The following is a 24921-nucleotide window of genomic DNA, read 5'->3' as shown; positions in this document are numbered from 1 at the left end:
GGGGGGGGGGGGGGGGGGCTGCGCTGGCTCAGCGCCAGCGCGACTGCGGCACGGTCCGCAGGTCGCCCGGCAGGGTGGCGATGTAGCTTGCCAGCTGCTTGAGCTCTGCCGGGGTGAACATGCGCGCCTGCGTGGCCATGATCGCGTTGCCACGGCCGACGGCGGCATTGCCCTCGACCTGGTAGGCCTTCAGCGACACATAGAGGTAGTCGGCATGCTGGCCGGCCACCTTGGGGTAGCTGCCGTCGATGGGCTTGTTCATGCCTTCGCCATGGCAGCTCAGGCAGGCGCCTTTGGTCAGCAAGGCCTGGACCTGTGCCGACGGGGCGGGCGCTGCTTTGGCCGCAGGCGCTGGCACGCCCTTGCCGTTTGCTTCGTAGAAGGCGGCCAGGTCGGCGATGTCCTGGTCACTCAGGCTGGCAGCGATGCCGCGCATCGAGGGGTGCTTGCGCTCACCTTGGCGATAAGCGGTCAGGGCGGCCGCGATGTACTTGGCGTTTTGCCCCGAAATCATCGGCACCTTGTGCACCTCGGGGAAGCTGGCTTGGTAGCCCGGGATGCCGTGGCAGCCGATGCACATGGCGACTTTCTGGCGGGCGTTGTCGGGGTTGCCGACGACGTCCTGGGCGAGGGCGTGGCCCCCTGCTGCTGCGATCAGGCCGGCGGTGACCAGCGAACGGATCGGGTGGGAAAGTGTTTTCATGGGGCTGTCAGGAGAGAATGACGGGCGGGGAAACACACGGGTGACCAAACCATTATTGGGGCCCGCCCTATACTCGAACACAGTAACAACCCGGTTGAGTCAGCGCATGAAATTCCAAGGTACCGATCAATACGTCGCCACCGAAGACCTGAAACTGGCGGTCAATGCGGCGCTCAAGCTCCAGCGCCCCCTGCTGGTCAAGGGCGAGCCCGGCACGGGCAAGACGATGTTGGCCGAGCAGGTGTCCGAGGCGCTGGGCATGCCGCTGTTGCAATGGCACATCAAATCGACCACCAAGGCCCAGCAAGGGTTGTACGAGTACGACGCGGTGTCCCGTTTGCGCGACAGCCAGTTGGGCGACGAAAAGGTCAAAGACATCCACAACTACATCGTCAAGGGCGTGTTGTGGCAGGCCTTCGACGCCGATCAGCCGGTCGCCCTGCTGATCGACGAGATCGACAAGGCCGACATCGAGTTCCCGAATGACCTGTTGCGCGAAATCGATCGCATGGAGTTCTACGTCTACGAGACGCGCCAACTGGTCAAGGCCAAGCACCGCCCGCTGGTGATCATCACCTCCAACAACGAAAAAGACCTGCCGGACGCCTTCCTGCGCCGCTGCTTCTTCCACTACATCCGATTCCCGGACGCGACCACGATGAAGCAGATCGCGGAAGTGCACTTCCCCAACATCCGCCAGGACCTGCTGTCGGCCGCCATGCGCCACTTCTACGAAGTGCGCAACCTGCCGGGCCTCAAGAAGAAGCCCAGCACCTCCGAGCTGATCGACTGGCTCAAGCTGCTGGTGGCCGAAGACATCCCGCTCGAGGCCCTGCAAAGCGCCGATGAGAAGGTGAGCGTGCCGCCGCTGGTTGGCGCGTTGCTCAAGAATGAACAGGACCTCAGCTTGTTCGAACGCCTGGTCAACATGGCGCGTCACAACCGATGAACGCCTGACGCCTTGACGCCCGAGCCGGCCCTGGAGGCCGGCTTTTTGTTGTCAGGCCGCCTTGCAGGTGGGCGCTGCGACCACGCGGTTGCGCCCCTCGGTCTTGGCCCGGTAGAGCGCATCGTCAGCGCGCTTGAGCAGCGCGTGCAGCGGCTCGTCCGGGTCTTGTGCCGTGGCCAGGCCGGTGCTGATGGTCACGCAGATCTGCTCGTCCTGCCAGGGGATGTCGGTGCGGTGCACGGCGCTGCGCAGGCGCTCGGCCGCCTGCAGGGCTCCCTCGTGGTCGGTGTGCGGCAGCAGCACGCAGAACTCCTCGCCGCCATAGCGTGCCACGCGGTCGACCTCTCGGGCGTGGTCCTTGAGGATGGCGGCCACCGCACGCAGCACTTCGTCGCCGGCGGCGTGGCCCAGGTTGTCGTTGATGCGCTTGAAGTGGTCGATGTCCACCAGCATCACCGAATACACCTCGCCGAAGCGCTGCAGGCGCTGCGCTTCCTTGTCCAGGCTGTTTTCGATGGCGCGGCGGTTGAGCAGGCCCGTCAGGCTGTCATGTTGCGACAGGTGCTGCAGTCGGTAAACCAGGCGCATCACCACGATGTAGCCCAGCACGAAGCTCACGGCAATCGTCAGGCCCGAGGCCGTGATGGCCAGCCAGGTCTGGGTCGTGGCCGGGGAGGGCATCCACGCGGGCAAAAAACGCATGCCCAGGGCACCGATGGCGATGCCCACGCAAAAGAAAGCCGTCACGCCCAGGACGATGTCGGCGGCCAAGGCGGTGCCTGGACGGAACTCGCGTGCCAGCACCGTGTGGGTGTCGCTGGCGGCCTTGATCATGATGACGGCCGCCACCAGGCTGGACGAAACGATGCCGGTGGTGAGCAGGCCGCTGGGCAGCCAGACCAGCAGGTTCAGCACAGAGGGGATGAGCACCACCATCACCTGTTTGACGAGGGCCTGGGGCTGACGAAAGAAAGATTGCAGGCCTCGCCTGGTCGACACCGCCGAGATCAGCATCAGGCAGCAGGACAGCATCAGGCAGGCCTGTCTGGGCAGCCCGGTGTCGAACAGCAGCAGCACCAGGGCCAGTCCGCCGGTGAGGTTGGCGCGCATCCAGTCGGACGCGGCTTTGCGCGACAGGCCCATCCAAGTGCCCGCGATGAACCACATCGAGGTGGTGAAGGCGAACGTCAGCAGGACGTAGGCCAACAGCAGGTGTCGCAATTCCATGTCGGGCCAGACAACTCAGGAGTCCCCGAAAGCATCGCACCCATCCAGCCCCGATGTGGCGACGACGCCGATCAGGGGCCAAAATAGCGCGAGATTCCCAGGACTGCCTATGCTCATTGACTTCTTCTTCGCGTTGCGTGCGGCACGCTTGCCGGTCACGATCCCGGAGTACCTCACGCTGCTGGAAGCCATCAAGCAGGACGTGATCGAACCCTCGGTGGATGAGTTCTACCACCTGGCCCGCACCACCTTGGTCAAGAACGAGGCGCATTTCGACAAATTCGACCGGGCTTTCTCCACTTATTTCAGGGGGGTGGTCGATGCCGTCGACTTCGGTAAGGATATTCCCTTGGAGTGGCTGCGCAAGCACTTCGAGCGCGAACTCACACCCGAAGACCGCGCCAAGATCGAGGCCATGGGCTGGGACAAGCTCATGGATCGCATCCAGGAGCTGCTCAAGGAGCAGAAGGAGCGCCACGAGGGTGGCAACAAGTGGATTGGCACCGGCGGCACCTCGCCCTTCGGCGCCCATGGCTACAACCCCGAAGGCATCCGCATCGGGCAGGACAAGTCCCGCCACCGCAAGGCCGTCAAGGTCTGGGACCAGCGCGAATTCAAGGACTACGACGACACCATCGAGCTCGACACGCGCAGCATCAAGGTGGCGCTGCGCCGCCTGCGCAAGTTCGCGCGCCAGGGCGCGGCCGAGGTGCTCGACCTCGACGACACCATCCACAGCACGGCGGCCAACGCCGGCATGCTCGACATCAAGCTGGTGCCCGAGCGGCACAACGCGGTCAAGGTGCTGCTGCTGATGGATGTGGGGGGGTCGATGGACGACCACATCCATCGGGTGGAAGAGATGTTCTCGGCCGCCAAAAGCGAGTTCAAGCACCTGGAGTTCTATTACTTCCACAACTGCGTCTACGACTTCATGTGGAAGAACAACCACCGGCGCTTCACCGAGAAGATCCCGACCTGGGACATCATCCGCAAGTACAACAAGGACTACAAGCTGATCTTCGTGGGTGACGCGACCATGAGCCCCTACGAGATCCTGCAGGCGCACGGCAGCGTCGAGTACAACAACGAAGAGGCCGGGGCAGAGTGGATCGGGCGCCTGACGCATGCCTTCCCGCAGCACGTGTGGATCAACCCGGAGCAGCCGGGCGTGTGGGAGTACCGCCAGAGCGTGTCGATCATGCGCCAGCTCATGGGCGGTCGCATGTTCCCGATGAGCCTGCAAGGGCTCGAGAGCGCGATGCGTCTGCTGAGCAAGTGATGGTGCGTTGGGCTGGTGTGTTCATCGCCGGGCTGCTGGGCTCGGTGGCTTGGCTGTCGGGCGCTGCTGCCTGGGCGCAGGCGACGGGCGAGGTTTCGGCACCTGCCGTGTCGGGTGCTGCCAGCGCGTACGATGCCGGTGCTGCCGCCGGTGCGCCAGTCCGGCGTGCGCCAAGGCCGGTCGATTGGCAGTTGACGGTGCAGGCCCCTTCGCCGCTCGATGACCTGCTGTTGGAGAACCTTGACCTGGCGCGTTACCAGCGGGAGGCGGAGCAGGCGCAAGACGACGCAACGGCCTCACAAGGCGGCGACGAGCCGGCGCCCTCGGCCTTGCGCATCACCCGTGGCGAGTTGCGCCGACTGTTGGCCGAGGTGCCGGCCCAGGCCCGAGCCCTGCTGGAAGCCGAGGGCTACTTCACCGCACAGGTGCGCATCAAAGTGGAAGATGCCGCGGCCGATGGCAACGGTGCGGCCACGCCTGCGACCGCATCGGGATCCACATCCGCATCGCCGGTGCAGGGACAGACCCAGGACGCGCAGGCCTCGCCAGTGCTCGTTCAGGTTGTGGTCGAGCCCGGGCCCCGCACGGTGATCAGCCGTGTGCAGTTCGTTTACGAAGGCCAGCTCGACACGCGCTTGTCGGCTGAAGACGCCGAGGCCAAGTCGCTCACCGAAGACATCGCCGACAACTGGGCGCTGCCGCAGGACGAGCCCTTTCGCCAGTCCGACTGGACCACGGCCAAGAACGCTGCCCTGGCTCGTTTGCGTGCCGACACCTACCCGATGGCCAGCTGGAGCGGCACATCGGCCACGGTGGATGCGCAGGCGCACACGGCCAGCCTGTTCCTGGTGGCCGATTCCGGGCCTGCCTTCGCGTTTGGCGACGTGCGCATCGAAGGACTGGAGCGACAGCCGCCCTCTGCGGTGCTCAACCTGGCGCCGTTTCGGGCTGGGCAGCCGTATCGCGAGCGGCAGGTGCTGGACTGGCAGGAGCGCCTGCAAAAGGTCAACCTGTTCGAGAGCGTGTACGTCTCTCCGGTCCTGGATGTGAACCACCCCGAGGCCACGCCGCTGATCGTGCAGGTGCGCGAGGCGCCCATTCAGGAGGCTTCCGTGGGCGTTGGCGCGAGCAGCGACAACGGACCTCGCGTGTCGTTCGAGCACCTGCACCGCAACCCCTTCGGGCAGGACTGGCAGGTGCGCACCAAGGTGCAGCTGGGCCTGCGCGTGTCGGACGGCCTGGTCGACCTGCTCTCGCACCCATGGCCTGGCCGCAAGCGTGGCCTGGCCTCCGCGCAGGTCTCCAGCATCGAGGACAACGACAACGCCATCACGCGAACGCAGCGCCTCAAGGTGGGCCGCTTGCGTGAAGGCGAACGGCTGGAGCGCACCGACTACGTGGAAGCCTTGCGCACCTCGGTGCGTTCGGCCGCTGACCTGCTGGTGGCCGACGCGACCGCGCTGAGCTTCACGTCCCAGTGGATCTTTCGCGACGTGGACAGCCAGGTTCTGCCGACCCGGGGCACGACCACGATGGTGGCGCTCACCGGCGGGCGCTCGATCTCTGCGCTCGACGAAAGCGGCTACTTTGGCCGGGTGCATGGGCGATTCACGGCCTACGTGCCCCTGCCGGCCTCGTGGCAGCTGCAGTTTCGCGCCGAGGGCGGCCAGGTGCTGGCGCGTGACAACGTCAGCGTGCCCGATGCCTTGCTGTTTCGCGCGGGCGGTGACGACTCCATCCGTGGTTATGCCTTTCGCTCCATTGGCGTCGAGCGAGATGGCGTGACCACCGGTGGTCGCGTGCTGGGCACGGGCAGCATCGAGCTGTCGCACCCCTTGTGGCCGGGCGTGCCGAACTTGTTAGGCGCGGTGTTCATGGACGTGGGCGACTCGGCCGAACGCATCGATCAATGGGCGCTCAAGCGGGGGCACGGCGTGGGCATCCGCTGGCGCAGCCCGGTGGGACCGTTTCGCATCGACATCGCGCGCGGGGTGTCCACCGATGAGTGGCGCTTGCACTTCAGCGTCGGGGTCAGCCTGTGAGTGACGTGCACCCGGACCCCGATCGCCCTGCCGGTGGTGGCCCAGTTGATGGGCCTGGGGATGGTCCAGGCATGGAGAAGGGCGTGGCCCCGAGCCTTTGGCGCTGGCTGCGTTTGCTCTTGTCTTTCACCTGGCGCCTGACCTGGGCACCGCTGTCGCTGCTGCTACTGGGGCTGCTTTCGCTGGGCGCTTTGTGGGCGCTGCTGCACGACGAGTGGCTGACCGAGCAGGTGGTGTCGCACTTGCCTGGCGTGACGGTGGTGGCACCGCGTGGGGCCTTGCTCGGTGACTTCGAGGCCGCGCGCCTGGAGGTGAGTTTGCCGCGCGAGGGGCGCCTGGTCTGGCAGCAGCCTGCCTGGCAGGGCCTGCGCCTGGTGGTGGACCGCAGTGCGCCATGGTGGCTGGGCGTGCAGGTGGACCGCCTGAGCGGGCGCCGCATTGACCTGAAGTGGGTGCCCGATCCGCAGGCGCAGCCCAGTCCGCCTCCGACCGACCTGAGCCTGCCGTTGAGCCTGACGATTGGCCGGCTTGAAATCGCCGAGCTCCATGGATTGACCGGGGGGCAGCCCCTGCGGGGCCTGGACGCAGAGTTGCGCCTGGGGGCCATGCGCCATGCGGTGCGCCTGCGCAGCCTGAGCTGGACCGATTGGCGCCTGTCTGGTGAGCTGGGGTTGGGCGGGACCGGGGCGATGCCGCTGGAGGCCGATTTGCAGGCCGAGGGCCGGCGTGAGGCATCCTCGTCGGGTGACGGCCTGCTGGCGGGCGCCGGCTTGGTGAAGCTGCGAGCGCAGGGGCCGCTCAAGGATTTTGGTTTGCAGCTGGACGTGCGCTGGCAACCCGAGCGCGGATCGGCGCAGTCTGTGCGTGCCGACGTGGGCGTGCAGCCCTTTGCGTCCTGGCCGGTTTCCAGGGGGCGCCTGGACATCGAAGCGCTGGACCTGGCGGCGTTGTGGCCTGGGCTGCCCCGTTCGGAGATCCGTGGGCGAGTGGGGTTCGAAGATCTGGCCGCGCGCGACCTGGTCGCCAAGGTGGACCTGGGCAACGGCCTGGCAGGAGCCTGGGACCAGGGGCGCTTGCCCTGGTTGGCGATGAAAGGTCAGCTCTCGATCGATCGCAAGTTGGTCGCGCAAGCCGGTGCCGACACCTGGCGAGAGGTGCGCACCGACCTGGTGGTGAGCTTGCCGGGGCGCACAGCTCAGCAACCTGCCCGGCTGTTGTTCAGCGGGCCCTTGATGGGGCGCGCGCCGCTGGTCGTTGGCGTGCAGGACCTGGCGCCCCGGGCCCTGCTGACCAGCCTGCCTGACCTGGCCTTGGCTGGCGAGTTGCGCTGGAAGCCTGATGCGGCTGCCGCCAGCCTGTCTGGGGCGCTGGACCTGCGCCTGAATGGCACGGTGCACGAGGTGGCTGGCCGCTCTCTCAAGACCCCGGTCAGCATCGGCCTGGGCAGCGAGCTCTCACCCCAGCGGTGGGCAATCAAGGCGCTGCAGCTGGCTTCCGGCGAGGCGCGGGCTCAACTCGACGACGTGAGCGTGCGCTGGGGTTTGGCCGCCGAGCAGGGCGGATGGGCGGCAATGGGGCGCGTGCGCCTGGATCGGTTCGACCCACGTGCCTGGCTGCCATGGCCGGCGGCACTGCAGGGTGAGACCCACCTGTCGGGACAGGGGCAATTCGAGGTTGACGGCAAGCTCGCAGGTGCGATGGCGTGGACCTTGTCGCCCAGCAGCCTGGCGGGCGTGCCCCTGTCTGGACGAGCCAATTGGTCTGCGCCTCGGTCTGCCCAAGGCATGACGCTGGACGCGCAGGCCACGCTGGGCGGCAACCGCCTGTCGCTCAAGGGCCAGGCCCCCCGTGGCTTGCTCAATGGGCAGCGGGTTGGCTCGGCGGGGCGTTGGGAGCTGGACGTTCAGGCGCCTGACATCGCGTCCTTGTCCCCGTGGGCGGGAGCCATGGGCGCCGAGCGCATGCGTGGCCGCCTGAGCCTGACCGCCCAGGGCGCATGGCCCTTGCAGGCGCTGACATACCGCGTCAGCGGGCAGGACATCGCCGCCACCCGAGCAGACAGAGCGATCTGGCAGCTGGCCTCGGTCGATGGGCAAGGTGAGCTCGACCTCAGCCGGGCAGACGGGAGGATGTCCGCGAAGTGGTCGCTGCAGGACGCCCGCCTGAGCAGCTGGCGCCTGGCTCGCCTGGCGCTGAGCGTGGACGGCAGCGCGGCATCGCACCGCATTCGGCTCGATGGCGAGGGTACCCCAGTGCGCGAGGGCGAGGTGGACACCCAGCGCGCGGTGCGCCTGGCCGTGGGCTTGACTGGCAACTGGCGCAGCGCTGCCGCCGAGCGAGCCTGGCAGGCGCGCCTGAGCGAGGCCCAGTTGACGTGGGAGCAGCCGCGCGGCCGCCCCGCCTTGTTCCGACTGGAGCCCACCGACCTGGGTTGGCGCGTCAACGATCGGCAATCGGAGTGGCTGGTGGCCGCCACCCGCCTGCAGGTCATGGGACTCAATGGGCAACTCGATCGCCTGGTCTGGCGCACACCTGGCGGGCAACCCGGGGTTGAGGCCATGCGCGAGGTCTCGCTGGTGCTGCCGCCATTCCCGCTGGCGCCCTGGCTGACGCTGTGGCAGCCAGAGGAAGGCTGGACAGGTGACCTGGTCTCAGGCGGCGAGTTCAAGCTGGTGCAACGGGGGACGCAGCCTTGGGAGGTGGACGCGCTGATCTCGCGACGCTCCGGCGACCTGAGCTTTTCCGAGCCTGGCATCGAGGGTGGACGTCCTCAGCGCCTGGGCCTGCGCGAGGCCCGTGTGAGCCTGCGCGCTCGCCAGGGTGTCTGGGTGGCCGAACAACGCATCGACGGGCGGGTGCTGGGTTTGCTGACTGGCAGGCAGGTCGTGCAGCCCTTGCGAGCCGATGCCTGGCCTGATCCGACCTCTTCGCTGGGCGGCGAGGTCAAGCTGGACGTGTCCAACCTTCGCGCCCTGGCCACCTGGGTGCCCGCCGGCTGGCGACTGGGGGGGCGGGCCCTGGTGCAGGCCAGCCTGGGGGGCACCTTGGGCGCGCCGCAGTTCACCGGGCGCATCGAAGGATCAGGGCTGAGTGCGTCGCAGGCTTTGTTGGGCATCAGCTTGCACGACGGCCAGCTGAACATGGCGCTCGATGGCGAGCGCATCCGCCTGACGCGGCTGGAAGCGACGGGTGGCCCCCAAGGTGGGCGCATCGGGCTCGAAGGGGAGCTGCGGCTCGACAGCCCCTTGTCCGGGCGCCTGGCGTTGACGATGGATCGCTTTGCCGCTTTGCAGCGCATCGACCGCCGGGTGGTGGTCAGCGGCCGCGCAGAGACGACCCTGTCCGACTGGAACATGGTGGTCAAGGGGCAGTTCGGGGTCGATGAGGGCTTCATCGACATCAGCCGGGGCAGCGCGGCGACGATTGGCGACGACGTCAACGTCATCAACAGACCGGGTGACGCCGACAAGCCCAAGAGCGTGGCCACATCGGGTGGTGCCCAGGGCAAACAACTGACGCTGGACACCGACCTGGCCGTTGGCATGGGTGATCGGCTCAGCCTGAAGGGGCATGGCCTGACCGGGCTGCTCAAGGGGCAGTTGCGGATCACGACGCCGCGCAACAAACCGGCTGTCCATGGGGCCATCAGGCTGGAGCAGGCCAAGTTCGCGGCTTACGGCCAGAAGCTCGACATCGAGCGCAGCGCGATCACCTTCAACGGCCTGATCGAGAACCCGCGCCTGGACATCCTGGCCATGCGGCCTCAGACCCCGACCGCCCAGGACAGCGACGTCAAGGTGGGCGTGCGCATCACCGGCACGGCGCAGGACCCGCGCATCCGCCTGTACTCCGAGCCGACCCTGTCCGAGACGGAGCAGCTCTCTTGGCTGGTGCTGGGGCGCGCGCCAACCGGCCTGGGCGGCGCCGACATCGGGCTGCTGCAGACGGCGGCAGTGGCCTTGCTCTCAGGTGATGACGGGCCGGGCGTGACCGACCGCGTGATCGGTCTGCTGGGCCTGGACACGCTGTCGGTGAGCCAGAGCGACGGGGCCGTGCGCGACACCGTGGTCAGCGTCGGCAAGCAGATCTCGCGGCACTGGTACATGGGCTATGAGCGAAACCTCAGTGCCACGGGGGGCAACTGGCAGCTCATCTACAGCCTGGCGCAGCGCTTCAAGGTGCGTGCCCAGGCCGGTGAGGACAACGCCATCGACTTCATCTGGCAGTGGCGCTGGCGCTGACGGCCTTTGCCGCAGGTGCCCTCGTGGCAACTCGAACAAGCGTCAGTGGCCGTCGTCACGCAGGCGCTTGTGCAACTGCCGGGTGCCCCACCAGATGGCCGCCAGCACGAAGGGCACGGTGGCGCCGGCCACCAGCTCGGGCTGGATCGGCAGGCCGGCCTGCTTGCCCGCCTTGCCTGCGTACAGGATCAGGCTGACCACGTAGTAGCTGATGGCCGCGATCGACAGGCCTTCCACGGTGCTTTGCAAGCGCAGCTGCAGCTCTTGCCCGCGGGTGAGCTTCTCCAGCAGCATCTGGTTCTGTGATTCGGTGGCGATGTCCACCCGGGTGCGCAGCAGGGCGCTGGCGCGCTCGATGCGTTGAGACAGCGAGCTCAGGCGTTGGGCCGCCGCGTGCACCGTCGCCATGGCGGGCGAGACCCGTTTGAGCACGAACTCGCCCACCGATTGCGTGCCCGGGATGGGTGTTTCACGCAGCTGTTCGATGCGCTGTTGCACGAGCTGGTGATAGGCCTGGGTCGCGGTGAAGCGATACAAGTGGGTGGCCGTGGCCCGCTCGACCCGTGCGGCCAGGGCGATGAGCTGGTCGAGCAACTCCTGGTCCGAGGTGTCCTTGTTTTCCATGCGCGCGGTGATGGCCGCCAGCGTGGTCTCGGCCTCGCCCAGCATGGGCAGCAGGTCCTTGGCCACGGGCAGGCCGCGCAGGGCCATCAGGCGGTAGGTCTCCAGCTCCAGCAGCCGCTGCGAGATGCGACCCACGCGCAGCTCCGAGGTCTGCGCAGAAGCGACGACCAGCAGCCGCTCGAAGCCGCTGTCGCGCAGGCGGAAGTCGGTCATGGCACAGGCGCGCTTGATGCCCAACAGCGACGCCAGCGTGTCGTGCCCTTCAAACCAGTGGCGACCGAGTGATCGCATGGCCACCGGGTCGTCGGCATCGCCATGCACCATGGCCATCATGATGGCCGCCACCGTGCGCCCCGGGATGCTGGCCAGCCAGGCCGGGTCGACCACGAGCTGCTGCATCAGCTCCTCTTCGGAGGCGTCGCGCAGGGCGTTCTCGGGCAAGGTCTGCACGATGGAGTAGCGCGTGAACTCGGTGTGGCGCTCCCATTTCAGGGTGTGCGACGCAAAGCGCAGGCGCACGAAATGGCCGCTGAGCGCTGCCATCGGCAGGTCCGACTGCTCAGGCAGTCGGCGCAGGTGGTGCCATTCGTCCTCGCGGGTCACGCCCTCGTTGAGCACGGCCACGTAGACCACCAGAGCAGGCAGTCGGATGCGCGCGGGGGGGCGCGCATGCAGCTCGTTGTGCAGCAACTCGCGCTGGGTGTCGTCGGGTGGCAGGGCGCGCGAGGGCAGGGCAGCGGTCATCCGGGGTCCTGGGTTGAGGGTCAGCGCAGCTTGCCCATCAGCCCTTCCATGTTTTCCAGGAAGGCGGTGATGCGGGCGTCGGCGTCGGGGGTGTCTGCGAGCTGCACTTGCAGGTGTTGTTCCATCTGGCAGCGCACCATGCGCAGGTAGGTGCTGTCCAGGGCCTTGCGCACGGCGGCCATCTGCATCGCGATGGCCTGGCAGTCCTCGCCCTCCTCGACCATGCGCTGGATGCCGCGCAACTGGCCTTCGGCCCGTTTGAGGCGGTTGAGGATGTCGGTGCGGTGGCGGTCGTTGTCCAGGGAATCCATGTTCACGCGGGGGTGGCGGACGGTCGGGGGGATGGGTGCCCTGTGGGGCAGACCGCGCAGTCTAGGGATACCGGGCGGGGTAAGCAAGCATCGTTCCCCCTTGATGCCCCTCGGACGGGCGCAGGGTTGGTGCTGGCTTGACGGGTGTCAACACGATGGCGAGTCAGCCTGGGATGAGGACGCTGCTTTGAGGCCGGGCCGGATCGTAGAAGACCTTGATGTGGGCACCAACGGGAAAGGGCGCCAGTTCCTGCTGGACTTCTTCCTTGGTCATGTAACGCCGCCCGAACGCCTGAAGCCGATCCCCCGTGTAGGACACGCCGTTGACCATGTAGGCGTAACGCACCTCGGCGACCCAGTCGTGCTTGGCGCTCTCGGGCTCGGCCGGGTTGTCGTGCATGGCGCGAGGCTGCGAGGTCAGCATGACGCCCTCGACACTCGGCCATTGCGGGCTTTGGCGCTTGACCTCCCAGGCACGCCAGGCGAAAAGGCCGGCGATCAGCACGATGGCCAGCAGCAGGATTTTTCCGAGGTCGTCGCTCATCGTTGGTGGTTTTCTGTGGGGCGCACCCGTTTCAGCTTGGCCTCGATTGTGCAGCCTCGCTCAGCTCTGAGGGATGATGTGGGCTTGGCCGCTCCCTGTCGATTGCTCTGTCCCATTTCGCCACCATGTCCGACGCCCCCGCTTCACCTGCCGACCAACCCCTCGGGCACAGCCCGTTCTACGCCCACATCGCCCGCCTGCGCCACATCAAGCGCTGGGGCCTGATGCGCAACGCCGTCGAAGAGGACGTGGCCCAGCACAGCTGGGAGGTGGCGGTGCTGGCGCATGCGCTGGCTGTCATCAGCCGCGACGTGTTCCAGCAGCCGGTGGACCCGAACGCGGTGGCAGCGCGCGCTCTCTTTCACGACGCCACCGAAGCCATCACGGGCGATCTGCCGACCCCGGTCAAGTACTCGCCCGCCATGCGCCATGCCACGGCCAACCTGGAAGGCGAGGTCTGCCGCGAGATGGTGGCGCTGCTGCCGCCCGTGCTGCAGCCGGCCATCGGCGAGATGATGGACCACGAGCAGTGGCCGGCCCATGAGGCGGCGCTGGTCAAGACAGCCGACCGCCTGGCCGCCTGGTTCAAGTGCCGGGCCGAGTTGCGTTACGGCAACCCGGAGTACACCCAGGCGGCGCAGCAGATCGAGGGCAAGCTCAACCAGCACATGACGCCCGAGCTGCGCTATTTCCTGGACACCTTCGGCGCGGCCTTCGACCTCACCCTCGACTCGTTGATGCAGCAAGGCGGTTGAGGTTGGTGGTGGGCCTCATCCCCCGATCATCCCGCCATCACCCCGCCATCAACCCGACGTTGCCGCCCGCAGCGGTGGTGTTGATCGTCACCGTCTGCTCGACGCAAAAGCGCGGCAGGTAGTGCGGCCCGCCCGCCTTGGGCCCTGTGCCGCTCAGGCCTTGTCCACCAAAGGGCTGCAGGCCCACCACGGCGCCCACCATGTTGCGGTTGACGTAGACGTTGCCCACGCGGGCCGCGCTGGCCAGCGCCTGTGCGCGGCTGTCGATGCGGGTCTGGATGCCCAGCGTCAGGCCGTAGCCCAGGCGATTGATCTGCTCGATGACCGCCTGCGGATCGCCCCGCCAGCGCCAGATTTGCAGCACCGGGCCGAAAATTTCCTGCCCCACGCGTGCGGGTGAATCGACCTCGAAGGCTTGTGGTGCGAGCAGTTGTTGCTCGTCGGCCTCGGTGGGCTGCATGCGTCCCCGGTTGTGGCCCTGCGTGTCACCTGGGGCGTCGTCCCACAGTGGCCTGGCTTCGCGCCGCAGCCTCTCAAGTTGGGCCAGCACGTTCGCATGGGCCTCGGCATCGATCAGCGGTCCTACATCGGTGTCGATGCGGGCCGGGTCACCCACCCGCAGCTCGCGCACGGCGCCTGAGATCATGTCCAGCACGGGCTCGGCGATGTCTTCGTGCAGGCACAGCAGGCGCAAAGCCGAGCAGCGCTGGCCGGCCGAGCGGAAGGCGCTTTGCAGCACGGCGTCGCACACCTGCTCAGGCAGGGCACTGGGGTCGACCAGCATGGCGTTCAGGCCACCGGTTTCGGCGATCAGCGGCACGATGGGGCCGTCTGAGGCGGCGAGGGTGCGCTGGATGAGCTTGGCCACCTGCGTGGAGCCCGTGAACGCCACGCCCGCGATGCCGGCTTGCGCCACCAGCGCCGCGCCCACGGTTTCGCCCGGGCCGTGCAGGCCTTGCAGCACCTCGGGCGGCACACCGGCCTCGTGCATCAGCCGGATGGCTGCCATGGCCACCGCGGGGGTCTGCTCAGCCGGCTTGGCCAGCACGCAGTTGCCCGCCGCCAGCGCCGCCGAAAGCTGCCCCAGGAAGATGGCCAGCGGAAAGTTCCAGGGGCTGATGCAGACCCAGGTGCCGCGCCCGCGCAGCGTCAGCACGTTGGCCTCGCCCGTGACGCCGGGGTAGGGGGCTGGCAGGGTTTGGGGTGCCATCACGCGCTCGGCTTCCACGGCGTAGTAGCGCAGGAAGTCGATGGCCTCACGCACCTCTGCGATGGCATCTGGCCAGGTTTTGCGGCCCTCCTGCACGAGCAGGGCGCAGAAGGTGGGCAGGCGTTCCTGCAAGGTTTGCGCGGCGCTGCGCAGGATGCGGGCGCGTTCGCTCACGGGTCGGTCGCACCATGCCGGGAAGGCAGCTTGGGCCCGCTCGAATGCGGCGGCCACGTCTTGCGGTGACGACTCGACCACATGGGGCAAAGGCGTCGAGCGCAGCGTGGCCAGCAATGCCTCGCGCTCCGACCGCACGTGCAGAACGGGCCCCGTGCTGTTGAGCCGGGCCTGGCCGAAGATGTCGGCCGGCAAGGGCTGCCCGGGTTGCGGCGAGAGGCGCAGGGGCGAGCGCAGCAACTCGTCGAGCCCGAAGCCCGGGTCGGCCAGCTGGTGCACGAAGGAGCTGTTGGCGCCGTTCTCCAGCAGCCGGCGAACCAAGTAGGCCAGCAGGTCGCGGTGCGGGCCCACCGGCGCGTAGACCCGGCAGCTCAGCAGCGGCTCGCGCAGCACCTCGCGGTACAGGCCTTCGCCCATGCCGTGCAGGCGCTGCAGCTCGAAGCGGGCGTCTCGCTGACGGGCCATCTGCAGCAGCGCAGCCACGGTACCGGCGTTGTGCGTGGCGAACTGGGGGTAGAGGGCATCGGGCGCATCGAGCATGGCGCGAGCGCAGGCCAGGTAGGCGATGTCGGTGTGGTGCTTGTGCGTGAAGACGGGGTAGTGGGGCAGGCCTTCTTCTTGCGCGCGTTTGACCTCGGCGTCCCAATAGGCGCCCTTGACGAGTCGGCACATCAGGCGGATGCGGTGCTGGCGCGCCAGCGCGATCACGTGCTCCACCAATTCCAGCGAGCGCGTCTGGTAGGCCTGCAGGGCCAGGCCGAAGCCTTGCCAGCCGGGGGCTTCGGAGGCGATGCGCGCCATCAGCGCGTCGGCCACGTCGAGAGACAGCTCCAGTCGGTCCACCTCTTCGGCGTCCAGCGTGAGGTTCAAGTTGGCGGCTGCCGCGCGCTGGCACAGCGTCCACACGCGGGGCACCAACTCCGCCATCACGCGTTCGCGCTGGGCGTCTTCGTAGCGTGGGTGCAGCGCGCTGAGCTTGATCGACAGGCCATCGGCCAGCATGGGCGTGTGCGCCTCGCGCTGGGCCTGGGCGATGTGGTCCAGCGCACCTTCGTAGGCTTGCAGGTAGCGCAGCGCATCGGCTTCGGTGCGCGCGCCTTCGCCCAGCATGTCGAAGCTGAAGCGCACGCCGGGGTGCAGGCGGTGCACCTGAGCGGCCTCACGCAAGGCCTGCTCGATGGTTTGGCCGAGCACGAACTGCTGGCCCAGCAGCTGCACGGCGCGCACGGCCGCGGCCACCACCGCTTTGGCGCCCAGCCGCGCGGCGATGCCCCCGGCGCCCAGGCCAGCTTTGCCAGCGTCACCGCTCGGGTGATGTGCCCCCGGCAGGAAGTGCTTGGACCAGGCCACCGCTGTGCTGGAGAGTCGGGCCATGGCCGAATCACCGTGCGCGCTGAAATCAGCCCTGCCGAGCTGGTCAGCGGTCAGGGCGATGGCGGTGTCCGCGTCGGGCACGCGCAGCAGGGCCTCGGCCAGGCGCATCAGGGCCAGGCCTTCCTGGCTGGAAATCGGGAACTCCTTGAGCAGCGATTCGAGCGCCCAGAACGGCGGTGGGTGATCTCGCACTGCCTGCACCCATGGGCGGGCCTGCCGCATGGCCTCGTCCCAGTTCAGTGCGCCCTCCAGCGACTGCAGGCGGTGCCGCACGACATCGGCTTCGGGGCGGCACGGGTGGGGCAGGCGCATGGCGGGCTCCTTCGGTGGCGGGTGCGTGGGCTGGGTGGCGAGCGGTGGCGACGTCCGTGGTGGGCTCAGCGAGGCGGCGCGCGCATCAGCGTGGTCTTGCCGAACAGGCTCTCGATCAGGTCAACTGCCAGCTCGGCGGTCTGGTTGCGCACGTCCAGTGCGGGGTTGAGCTCGACCACGTCCAGGGAGCCCAGCAGGCCGGTGTCGGCGATCATCTCCATGCAGAGCTGGGCCTCGCGGTAGGTGGGGCCACCGCGCACGGGCGTGCCCACGCCGGGGGCGATGTCGGGGTCCAGGCAGTCGACGTCCAGGCTCACGTGCAGGTGGGTGTTCTCGTCCAGGCCGAGCAGGGCCTGCTCCATGGTCTGACGCATGCCGTGCTCGTCGATGTGTCGCATGTCGAAGACCTCGATGCCTAAAGCGTGCACCAGGCGTTTTTCGCCTTCGTCCACGCTGCGGATGCCGATCTGGCGCAGCTCGCTGGCATCGAGCGCTGGCGTGTGTCCACCCAGGCTCGTCAGGGCTTGCGGGCCGTGACCGCACAGGCAGGCCACAGGCATGCCATGCAGGTTGCCGGTGGGCGTGAGTTCGGCGGTGTTGAAGTCGGCGTGGGCATCGAGCCAGAGCACGCGCAGGCGCTTGCCCATGGCGCGGCAGTGACGGGCCACGGCGCTGATCGAGCCGATGGCCAGGCAGTGATCGCCGCCCAGCAAGATGGGCAGCCGCCCGCTGGCCAGCTCGCCGTGCACGACCGCGTGCACGCGTTCGTTCCAGGTGGCGACCTCGCGCAGGTGCCGCCAGCCGTCGATGGCGGGCTGGCAAGGGTTGTCGGGGCCGTGCAGGTCACCCAGGTCCTGCACCTGCAGGCCGCAGCGCGCCAGGGCGTCGGCCAGGCCAGCCACCCTCAAGGCGCCTGGACCCATGCGGGCGCCGATGCAGCTGGCGCCTATGTCGGTGGGGGCACCGATCAGGCTGACGTGTCGATGGCGCGTTGGCGTGTGGGGGCTCATGCGGCGTGCCGGGGCTTGGGCTGCTGGGCGTTTGTCGGTGTGGGCGACAGCAGGCCAAGCAGGTCCTTGGGGTTGGCGGGCGCGGGCACCAGGGACAGCGTCTGCAAGATGCCGAGTGCGTCTGCGCAGTCTCGCATGAAGCGCAGCGCGGTGAAATCTTCCAGCGCGAAGCCGACGGAGTCGAAGACGGTGACGTCCTCATCGTCGAGGCGTCCTGGTGCCTGGCCGCTGAGCACGCGCCAAAGCTCTGTGACAGGGAAATCGGCAGGCATCTGCTGGATGTCGCCCTCGACACGCGTTTGCGGCTCGTACTCGACGAAGACACGCGCGGCCTGCAGCACGCCAGCGGCCAGCTCGGTCTTGCCGGGGCAGTCGCCTCCCACGGCGTTGAGGTGCATGCCGGGGCGCAGCATGTCGGCGGTGACGATGGTGGCGCAGGCCTTGTCGGCCGTCAGCGTGGTGACGATGTCGGCGCCCTGCACGGCCTCGGCGGTGCTGGCGCAGGGCGTGACCTTCAGCGTGCCGTGGGTGTGTTCGGCGAGGTTGTGCGCCAGCTTGGCGGTGGCCGCGGGGTCGAGGTCGAACAGCCGCACCTCGCGGATGCCCAACAGGTGGTGAAAAGCCAGGCACTGGAAGTCGGCCTGCGCGCCGTTGCCGATCACGGCCATGACGTGGCTGTCTGCGCGGGCCAGCGCGCGAGCGGCCAGCACCGAGGTGGCTGCGGTGCGCAGGGCCGTGGTCAGCGTCAGTTCGGACAACAGCAGAGGCGCCCCGGTGTTGACCTCGGCGAGCACGCCAAAGGCCATCACGGTGGGCAGGTGGTGGCGGTGATTGCCCGGGTGACCGTTGACGTACTTGAAGCTGTAGTGCCGCCCGTCGGAGATGGGCATGAGCTCGATCACGCCCTCAAGCGAATGGCTGGCAACCCGCGCACAGGTGTCGAACTCGGGCCAGCGACGGAAGTCGGCGTCCAGCGCGGTGACCAGGCCACCGAGGCAGCGTCTCAGGCCCAGGGTGCGCAGGATGCGGGCCACGTCGTCCACGCCCAGGAACCGGGTGCGGGTGGTAGGGATGCTCGCAGGGTGTTTCATGGTGGCCTCCGTCTGCGTTGAGGCCAGTCTCTCACCGAGCGGCGGCAATGAAAATCGCCAGAACTGAGCAAGATGTGCCAGAAAATTGCCACTTCGGCAGTGCTTTCTGGTAAATTGATCAACCATGGACACGGTTGATCAACAGCTCATCGGCCTGCTGCGGCAGGACGCCCGCCTGACGGTGGCCACGCTGGCACAGAAGCTGGGCGTCTCGCGCGGCACCGTCACCAACCGCCTGCGCAAGCTGGAAGACGAGGGCGTGATCGTGGGTTACACGGTGCGCTTGCGCCCCGATGCCCAGCCCGAGTTGATTCGAGCCTGGATGAGCATCGCGGTGGAGGGCAACCGCGCCCGCGAGGTGATCGCCTCGCTGCTGGGCGAGCCCGGTGTGGCCAGCTTGCACGACACCAATGGCCGCTGGGACCTGCTGGCCGAGTTGCAGGTGGCGCACCTTGGCGAGCTGTCTCAGGTGCTCGAGCGCATCCGCTTGATCAAGGGCATCAGCCACACGGAAACGAGCCTGCACCTGCAGACCCATCGCGTGGCTTGAGTCGCGTTGCCCGCTGAGGCTGGAGGCGGTGCAAGGGCGCGGCGTCCAGCGCAATGGCGTGACCCGGCTCAGCGAGCGGCGGCCAGCTTGATGCGGCTGACTTCCTGCGCGAACGCCGCGCTGGTGCGCAAGGCCTGGTACTTGGCCTGGGCGGCGGCGTAGGCTTCGGGCATCAGCATCTGGATTTCAGGGTCGTGGAACTGGTCCAGGCCAGCACGTTTGGCCAGGATGGCATCGGCTTGCACCTCTTCGCGCGTCAGGGACTGGGGCGCCACGTTGGCCTGCTGAGCCAGCGCGGTCTGGCTCATCAGGGCAGCGCTCAATGCGGTCAGCAGCGTGGCGGCGATGCGGGTGGTGTTCTTCATGATCGGGCCTTTCAGTCTCGGGTTTCGGGAGGAGGCGGTTTGAAGCCGCCTTGGAAGCAAGTTTGGGTTTTCCCGTAGAATCAAGCAAATCGATTGAATGCATTTTTCTCATGAACGAAATCGATATTCGTCACGCCGACTTCCGCCGCATCGACCTGAACCTGCTGGTGGCCCTGGATGCCTTGCTGAGCGAGCGCCAGGTGGGCCGAGCGGCCGAGCGCCTGTTCATTGGCCAGCCGGCCATGAGCCACGCCCTGGCCCGCCTGCGCGAGCTCTTTGGTGACGAGTTGCTGGTGCGCACAGGCCGCCAGATGGCGCTGACCGACCTCGCCGCCCAGTTGGCGCCGCGTGTGCGCGCCTGGCTGTTGGCCGGAGCGGCCCTGGTGCTGGAGGAGCCTCCGTTCGATCCGGCGCAAGCACAAGGCCTGGTGCGCATGAGCATCCCGGATGGCCTGGAATCGCTGATCCTGCCGCCGCTGCTGGCTCGCTTGCGCGCCGAGTCACCCGGGGTGCGCCTGAAAGTTCAACTCATCGAGGTCGAACGCCTGCTTGATGCCCTGGATGCAGACGAGGTCGACATCGTGGTGGTTGGGGTGCCCTTGCCCGAGCGCAACTGGCACGAGCGCATGACCTTGCTGACGGCCACGATGCAGTGCGTGCACTCGCGTGAGCAACTCGCCATCAAAGGTCCCTTGACCCTGCAAAAGCTCGCCAAGCTGGACCACGTGGTCAGCAGTTACCGAGGTGAGGCCGCGACGGTGGTGGACGCGGCCTTCGCTGCCGAGGGCCTGCAGCGCAACGTGGTGGCGGCTGTGGCGGGCGTGGCCTCGACGGTGCGCATCCTGCGCAGCGCGCCACTGGTGTCGATTCAGGTGGTGCTCAGCGGCGTGATGGAGCTGCCGCCAGACCTGGTGGTCACGCCCCTGCACACGCGTGAGCCCTTGCGCATGTCGGTGGACATGCTCTGGCACCGTCGGCACAGCCAGCAGGGCTTGCACCGGCATTTGCGGACACTCATCGGCGAGATATCTGCCTCGCTGAGCGACCTGCGCCGCGCACCGCGAGCAAAGTGATCAATCCAGTCAGAACCCTTTGTTCATCGGGTTTGTGCTGAGATGTCCCAGCCGGGGCCACAGGCTTATCCACAGAAACTGTGGATAAGCTCATCGGCCCTTGAGCTGCGCTTCTCGCCACAGCGTGGGCGTCGTGTCCGTCCAGCGGCGAAACGAGCGATGAAAGCTCGCCACCGAGTTGAAGCCCAGGCAATGCGCCACGTGCTTGATGGGCAGTTGTTCGTCGGCGAGCAGGCTTCGGGCTTTGAGGAACTGGCACTCCTGCACCAAGGCCTGGTAGCTGGTCTGCAGGTCGGCCAGGTTGCGCCTCAGGGTGCGCTCGCTCATGTTCAGCTGGCGCGCCGTCTCGGCCATGCTCGGCTGTTGCGGCAGCGCCGACAGCAGCCATTGGCGAACCTTCTCTGCCGTGTCGATGCGGTTCATCCGGGCCGACAAGGCCTGCGCGGCCCGTTCGCGTGCGCCGGCGTAGCCCACTTGGCTGTGGCTCATCATGGGACGACCGAGCGCCGCGCGGTTGAAGATGACGCGGCAATTGCGTTGCCCGAACCGGACTTTGCTCCCCCACAACGCGGTGTAGCGCGGGGTGAGTGCGGGCTCGCATTCGTGGGGCACTTCGATGGCGGTCAGCTCATCGTCGCGCATGCCGCCAAAACGCAGCATCTGCAGGATCGACGTCACCAGGAAGTCGTGGCGGTAGCGCACGCAGCCATGCTCCTGCAGCCAGGGGTGCATCAGCACCTGCGCCTCGTCATCGCGCTCGATCAGCGTGTACTCCGGCTCTTCGAAAAGCAGGGGCGTGAAGTGTTTGACGTCCTCGAAGATGTGCCGCAGGTCAGGCGAGAACAGGGCCAGCGGCGTCATGATGCTGTATCGCATCAGCGCCAGGCTCTTGCCGGCGATCAGCCCGAAAGCGGGGTCCGCCGTTTCGGCCAGGATCACGCGGATCATGTCGGCGAAATGCTCGGCCGGCACCCATTCGCCGTCTTCGTTGAGCAAGCTGGCGGGGTCAAGCTGCCCAGCCACTGAGCCATGGCGGTCACGTTGGGTTGATTCGCTGACTCGGCTTGTGCTGTTTGCGTCGCGCGAACCGGGGCAAGGGGTTCTTCAAGGAGCAGTCTGACGGGTACCGAGCTCTGCAGAGCGCCGAACAGGTGCTGCGTGCAATCGAGCTGGCAAGTTCCGTGCAGCGGATTGCGGCCAAGATGGCCGAAGGGCAGGTTGTGGCTGCGGTGGCTACAGCCAACCAGGGCACCGCAGGTGACCCGTATACGGCATGGCCGCGCATGGCAGCGATGGCGGCAACCATGGCGGCCCTGGGCTTTGCCGTGGCAGGCTCCTTCGGGAGCTCGTCAGCGCCGTTGCCCAGCAACAAGGGGACTGGGACCGTTTTGGGCGATCCTGAGGCCGCAAGCGAAAGCATCACGCGGGCAATCGATGACCTTTCGGACATCGACACGATGACGATGCGCTACTCGGCAGCCATGGCCGCCAGCCTTCGCAACATCGAGGGCAACATCGGCGGTTTGGCGAGCCTGCTCGTGCAGTCTGGAGGGGCTGGGGCGTCGGCGGCCGGGGTCAAAACCGGGTTTGAGCGCGATCTCATCGGCAAGGGCCTGGACGCCATCAACGGCTTCACCAGTCGCGCCCTTGGGACCTTGCCGGTGGTGGGTGGGTTCCTCTCTGGTCTGAGCAATGCTGCTGGCAAACTGGTCAGCGGCCTTTTCGGCACGAAAACCTCCATCATCGGTCAGGGCCTCACCGCCAGTGCGCAAGACCTTGGGTCCATCCTCGATGGCGGGTTCATCGCCAGCTATTACTCCGACATCGAGAAAAAGAAGAAGACGCTCGGGATCACGACGAGCCGCAAGGTCAGCACGGTTTTGAGCGATGCAGACCCGTTGCTGGAGCGCCAGATCAGCACCATCTTCGGGGGCTTCGCCAATGCCCTGGTGGCCGCCTCAGGGCCTCTGGGCAAAGACCTCGATCAAGTCAGCCGGGCCATCAGAGGCTTTGTGGTTGACATTGGGCGGATCGACCTCAAGGGCCTTTCCGGCGAGCAGATCAGCGAGCGGCTGACCAACGTGTTCAGCGCGGCGGGTGACCGGCTTGCTGGGTTCGCCCTGGGGGGCTTGGAGTCCTTCCAGAAGGTGGGTGAGGGCTATCTGCAGACGGTTTTGCGCACGGCTTCCGGGGTCGAAGAGGCCACGGTGACGCTGAGGCGCTTTGGCATCGAGGCGATCAACTACACCCTGATCGCCAACAAGCAGGGCGACGTGGCAGCCGAACTCGTGCGCGACAGCCTGCTGGCCACTGAGGCCCTGGGCGGTGTGGCCGACATCCTGGCCGTGATCGATGGTGACGCAGCCGACATCGCAGACGCCTACAAGGGTTTGACCGATGCGCGGCTGAGCCTTCAGCTGCTGGGTTTCAACGCCCAGGCGATCGGCTTCGATTTGCTGCAGGGTGCCGGTGGTCTGCAGGCCTTGACCGATTCGCTGCAGGCCTTCGAGGATGGCTTCTTGACCGAAAGCGAGCAGGTCGATGCGGCAACTCAGCGCATGGCCAAGCAGTTCCAGCTGCTGGGCTTTTCGCTGCCGGGATCGGGCGACGCCTTTGCGGCGCTGGTGCGGGGCATCGACACCAGCACGGCGTCGGGGCGTGAGCTGCTGGGCAATGTTCTGCAGCTGTCGGGTGGCTTCTCTGACCTGCTCAAGGCGCTGCAGGACGTGGGCTCGGGCATCGAGTCGGAGATCGAGCGGATCCGTGGGCTGGGCGCTGGTGGCGGTTCGCTGTCGCTGGCGCAGCTGCAGGCGGACTTTGCGATCAAGACCGCGCAGGCGCGTGCAGGTGACCAGGTCGCCATCGATGCGCTGCCCAAGGCGAGCAAGGCCATGCTGGACGCCAGCCAGGCCCAGGCGTCAAGCAGCCTGGAGGTGGCCCGCCTGCAGGCGCAAACCCTGGCCAGCTTGGAAGCCACGCTCAAGGGCATCACCAACCCGGCTGACCGGCTGAAGTCCATCCAGGGCTTTGCTTCTGGCGGGGACTTTGGCGGTGGCTTGCGCCTGGTGGGCGAAAACGGCCCCGAGCTGGAGGTGACTGGACCGGCGCGCATTTTCGATGCAGCGACCACGGCTCAGATTCTGGCTGGCGCCGGCGGCAGCACTGAGGTGGCTGGGCTGCTACGCCAAGTGCTGGGATTGCTGGATCAGATCCGAACTGACCAGGTGAACGGGGACGTGACCATTGCCCGCAACACCGGGAAGGTGGCAACACTGATCGAGCGGGTGACCCGTGCTGATGCACTGCAAGTGCAGAACGTGAGCTGACATGCAGATCATCAAACCAACCATGATCACCGAGGCCATGCTGGTGTCGTCAACGCTGGCCGAGTCTGAGCACCCGGCCTGGAACGCGGCGACGGCTTACGCACTTGGCGCTCGGGTGATCTACGCCCACCAGGTGTGGGAGCGATTGGTGGGCGGGGCACCGACGCCAGGCGCGCCCAGTTCGGACACCACCAACTGGGTCTTGGTCGGGCCAACGAACCGCTGGGCCATGTTTGACCAGCGCGCGGTCACGTTCAGCACGTCAAGCGCCGACATCACCGTCGTGGTCAGGCCGGGCCTGATTCGCGGTGTTGCCCTGCTCGATGTGGCCGGATCGAGCGTGACGGTCACGCAATCGCGCAGCGGCACCGAGATCTACCGGAGCGAGATCAGCCTGAACACAGGCATCGGGGTGGTGGACGCCTATACCTACTGCTTCGGCGAGATCGTCATGAAGCGCACGGTGGTGCTGACGGACCTGCTGCCATACGGCGATTCCGACGTGACCATCACCGTCAGCGGCACCACGGCTGTGGGCGTTGGCACCTGCGTGCTGGGCAGTCTGCAAGAGCTTGGCGGCACGCGCCAGGGCATGCAGCTGGGCATCTTGGACTACTCGGTCAAACAGACCAACGACTTCGGCGTCACCACGCTGGTGCCGCGCGATTACGCGCCGCGCATCACCATTCCGATCGCGGTGAGCCGCCAGTTGATCAGCCACGTGGCCCGTCGGCTGTCCGAGATCCGCGCCACACCGGTGGTGTGGATCGGCTCGGCGCTGGATGACGCATCGGTGGTCTACGGCTTCTACAAGGACTGGTCGATCGACATGCAGTACGACCAGATTGCATTTGGCTCCATCAACATCGAAGGGATGGTGAGGTTGCCCCTGAATTTCGGAGCGCTTAGCCCGGGTTTCATGCGGCGTTCTTGCGCTGAGCCGCCAGCCAGCGTTGCTCGTATTGCATGGGGCTGAGATAGCCCAGCGCCGAATGCAGACGAGAGTGATTGTAG

At 67.1% G+C, this 24921-nt stretch carries 19 protein-coding genes; 8 read left to right on the top strand and 11 right to left on the bottom strand.

The window, feature by feature from the left end:
- Nucleotides 1–28 precede the first annotated feature (28 nt).
- A complete protein-coding gene (locus ABG80_RS20940) occupies nucleotides 29–703 on the bottom strand; it encodes a c-type cytochrome (RefSeq protein ID WP_058089476.1) in 675 nt (224 codons plus the stop codon).
- A gap of 106 nt (nucleotides 704–809) precedes the next feature.
- Here ABG80_RS20940 and ABG80_RS20935 point away from each other — a divergent pair, with 106 nt between their 5' ends.
- Nucleotides 810–1652 carry an AAA family ATPase gene (locus tag ABG80_RS20935; RefSeq protein ID WP_058089475.1) on the top strand — a complete coding sequence of 281 codons (843 nt, stop codon included), beginning with the start codon at nucleotides 810–812 and terminating at the stop codon, nucleotides 1650–1652.
- Between the two features lie 51 nt (nucleotides 1653–1703).
- On the opposite strand, the gene ABG80_RS20930 is transcribed toward ABG80_RS20935, so the two are convergent.
- Nucleotides 1704–2879, bottom strand: a complete 1176-nt coding sequence (locus tag ABG80_RS20930; protein WP_058089474.1) for a GGDEF domain-containing protein — start codon at nucleotides 2877–2879, stop codon at nucleotides 1704–1706.
- Between the two features lie 109 nt (nucleotides 2880–2988).
- On the opposite strand from ABG80_RS20930, the gene ABG80_RS20925 reads away from it, so the two are divergent.
- From ABG80_RS20925 to ABG80_RS20915, 3 genes are all read left to right on the top strand, one after another.
- Entirely contained in the window at nucleotides 2989–4161 is a 1173-nt protein-coding gene (locus ABG80_RS20925; protein WP_058089473.1) for a vWA domain-containing protein, read from the top strand.
- Nucleotides 4161–6203: an autotransporter assembly complex protein TamA gene (locus tag ABG80_RS20920; RefSeq protein ID WP_058089472.1), complete on the top strand. Its 2043-nt coding sequence runs from the start codon at nucleotides 4161–4163 to the stop codon at nucleotides 6201–6203. The genes ABG80_RS20925 and ABG80_RS20920 overlap by 1 nt, the downstream gene beginning before the upstream one ends.
- An 83-nt stretch (nucleotides 6204–6286) precedes the next feature.
- Nucleotides 6287–10444: a translocation/assembly module TamB domain-containing protein gene (locus ABG80_RS20915; protein WP_152987784.1), complete on the top strand. Its 4158-nt coding sequence runs from the start codon at nucleotides 6287–6289 to the stop codon at nucleotides 10442–10444.
- A 42-nt stretch (nucleotides 10445–10486) separates the two neighbouring features.
- Here the strand turns inward: ABG80_RS20915 and ABG80_RS20910 are convergent, their stop codons facing one another.
- The 3 genes from ABG80_RS20910 to ABG80_RS20900 all read right to left on the bottom strand — a co-directional run bounded on the left by ABG80_RS20910 (nucleotide 10487) and on the right by ABG80_RS20900 (nucleotide 12667).
- Complete coding sequence (locus ABG80_RS20910; RefSeq protein ID WP_058089470.1) at nucleotides 10487–11812, bottom strand: DUF3422 family protein; 1326 nt, start codon at nucleotides 11810–11812, stop codon at nucleotides 10487–10489.
- A 20-nt stretch (nucleotides 11813–11832) separates the two neighbouring features.
- Nucleotides 11833–12123, bottom strand: a complete 291-nt coding sequence (locus ABG80_RS20905) for a metal-sensing transcriptional repressor (RefSeq protein ID WP_058089469.1) — start codon at nucleotides 12121–12123, stop codon at nucleotides 11833–11835.
- A gap of 163 nt (nucleotides 12124–12286) precedes the next feature.
- Complete coding sequence (locus tag ABG80_RS20900) at nucleotides 12287–12667, bottom strand: DUF3592 domain-containing protein (protein WP_058089468.1); 381 nt, start codon at nucleotides 12665–12667, stop codon at nucleotides 12287–12289.
- 125 nt (nucleotides 12668–12792) lie between these two features.
- Between ABG80_RS20900 and yfbR the strand changes: the two genes are divergently transcribed.
- Entirely contained in the window at nucleotides 12793–13422 is a 630-nt protein-coding gene (gene yfbR, locus ABG80_RS20895) for a 5'-deoxynucleotidase (protein ID WP_058089467.1), read from the top strand.
- 37 nt (nucleotides 13423–13459) lie between these two features.
- Here yfbR and ABG80_RS20890 read toward each other — a convergent pair whose 3' ends face one another.
- From ABG80_RS20890 to ABG80_RS20880, 3 genes are all read right to left on the bottom strand, one after another.
- Nucleotides 13460–16492, bottom strand: coding sequence for an L-glutamate gamma-semialdehyde dehydrogenase (locus ABG80_RS20890; RefSeq protein WP_058089466.1), 3033 nt, complete (start codon nucleotides 16490–16492; stop codon nucleotides 13460–13462).
- Between the two features lie 65 nt (nucleotides 16493–16557).
- Nucleotides 16558–17502, bottom strand: coding sequence for an arginase (gene rocF / locus ABG80_RS20885; RefSeq protein WP_058089465.1), 945 nt, complete (start codon nucleotides 17500–17502; stop codon nucleotides 16558–16560).
- A complete protein-coding gene (locus ABG80_RS20880; RefSeq protein ID WP_058089464.1) occupies nucleotides 17499–18593 on the bottom strand; it encodes an ornithine cyclodeaminase in 1095 nt (364 codons plus the stop codon). Before ABG80_RS20880 ends, rocF begins: the two co-directional genes overlap by 4 nt.
- Nucleotides 18594–18717: 124 nt before the next feature.
- On the opposite strand from ABG80_RS20880, the gene ABG80_RS20875 reads away from it, so the two are divergent.
- Nucleotides 18718–19143 (top strand): Lrp/AsnC family transcriptional regulator, encoded by a 426-nt coding sequence (locus tag ABG80_RS20875; protein ID WP_058089463.1) that lies wholly within the window; start codon nucleotides 18718–18720, stop codon nucleotides 19141–19143.
- A gap of 68 nt (nucleotides 19144–19211) precedes the next feature.
- Here ABG80_RS20875 and ABG80_RS20870 read toward each other — a convergent pair whose 3' ends face one another.
- Nucleotides 19212–19508 (bottom strand): DUF4148 domain-containing protein, encoded by a 297-nt coding sequence (locus tag ABG80_RS20870; RefSeq protein ID WP_058089462.1) that lies wholly within the window; start codon nucleotides 19506–19508, stop codon nucleotides 19212–19214.
- Between the two features lie 110 nt (nucleotides 19509–19618).
- On the opposite strand from ABG80_RS20870, the gene ABG80_RS20865 reads away from it, so the two are divergent.
- Entirely contained in the window at nucleotides 19619–20581 is a 963-nt protein-coding gene (locus ABG80_RS20865) for a LysR family transcriptional regulator (protein ID WP_058089461.1), read from the top strand.
- 90 nt (nucleotides 20582–20671) lie between these two features.
- Here the strand turns inward: ABG80_RS20865 and ABG80_RS20860 are convergent, their stop codons facing one another.
- A complete protein-coding gene (locus ABG80_RS20860) occupies nucleotides 20672–21604 on the bottom strand; it encodes a helix-turn-helix domain-containing protein (RefSeq protein ID WP_058089460.1) in 933 nt (310 codons plus the stop codon).
- Between the two features lie 434 nt (nucleotides 21605–22038).
- Between ABG80_RS20860 and ABG80_RS20855 the strand changes: the two genes are divergently transcribed.
- A complete protein-coding gene (locus ABG80_RS20855) occupies nucleotides 22039–23907 on the top strand; it encodes a hypothetical protein (protein ID WP_152987783.1) in 1869 nt (622 codons plus the stop codon).
- 917 nt (nucleotides 23908–24824) lie between these two features.
- On the opposite strand, the gene ABG80_RS24115 is transcribed toward ABG80_RS20855, so the two are convergent.
- A partial coding sequence (locus ABG80_RS24115) for an IS3 family transposase (protein ID WP_083505659.1) occupies nucleotides 24825–24921 on the bottom strand: 97 nt, incomplete at its 5' end.

Origin of the sequence: Aquabacterium parvum, assembly GCF_001447195.1 — a bacterium.
In the GTDB taxonomy this organism is placed as follows: Bacteria; Pseudomonadota; Gammaproteobacteria; order Burkholderiales; family Burkholderiaceae_C; genus Aquabacterium; species Aquabacterium parvum.
The sequence above is the reverse complement of the archived record's forward strand: the minus strand, read 5'-3'. Positions and strand labels throughout refer to the sequence as shown.